The sequence below is a fragment of the Bacillus sp. G16 genome, from assembly GCF_021282335.1.
GTDB classification, from domain to species: Bacteria; Bacillota; Bacilli; order Bacillales; family Bacillaceae; genus Bacillus; species Bacillus inaquosorum.
This window is the reverse complement of sequence record NZ_JAJSOZ010000049.1, coordinates 1-736: the sequence shown is the minus strand read 5'-3', so window position 1 is coordinate 736 and position 736 is coordinate 1. Positions and strand designations below refer to the sequence as shown.

2 protein-coding genes are annotated in these 736 nt (G+C 72.8%); both read left to right on the top strand.

Features of this window, described 5'->3' with window-relative positions; translation table 11 throughout:
- On the top strand, nt 1–232 hold a 232-nt coding region (locus tag LWH95_RS21400), incomplete at its 5' end, for a thiamine phosphate synthase (protein WP_232920348.1).
- Nucleotides 229–736, top strand: a 508-nt coding sequence (locus LWH95_RS21395) for a bifunctional hydroxymethylpyrimidine kinase/phosphomethylpyrimidine kinase (RefSeq protein ID WP_232920347.1), incomplete at its 3' end; no start/stop codon positions are given. The genes LWH95_RS21400 and LWH95_RS21395, both read left to right, overlap by 4 nt.

The window sequence follows — 736 nt, the reverse complement described above, 5'->3', positions numbered from 1 at the left end:
GACGGCGACCAAGCCTGACCACGGCACTCCGATCGGCCCGGGCGGGGTGGCTGCGGTGGCCGCCGCGAGCCCGTGGCCGGTCGTCGCCATCGGCGGCATCACCACGAAACGCACCGGCATGCTGCGCCACAGCGGCGCCGCCGGCGTGGCGGTCGTCTCGACGGTGTGCGCCGCGGAGGAACCAGCCGTGGCGGCCGCGAGCCTGCGGGCCGCGTGGGACGGGCAACCGTGAACCCCCGCCCACCGATCGCGCTGACGATCGCCGGCTCCGATCCCTCCGGCGGGGCCGGTATTCAAGGCGACCTCAAGACCTTCTCCGCACTGGGTGCCTACGGCACCGCGGTGCTCACCTCACTGACCGCCCAGTCCACCCAGGGAGTCACCGGTGTCCACGTCGTCCCCGCGGACTTCGTCCGCGCCCAGCTGGACACCCTCGTAGACGACGTGGCGGTTGACGCCGCCAAGATCGGGATGCTCGCCTCCGCGGCCACCATCGAGACCGTCCTCGCCTTCCTCGACAAGCGCTCCGACGCGGTGCCGGTTGTGGTCCTCGACCCCGTCATGGTGTCCACCGCCGGTTCCCGGCTGCTGGCCGAGGACGCCGTCGAGCCGATGCGCCAACTCCTGCCGTACGTCTCCCTCATCACGCCGAACGTCCCCGAGGCCGCCGTGCTGCTCGACGCCGACCCCGCCGAAGACCTCGACACCATGCGCGCCCAGGCCATCGCGCTCCGGG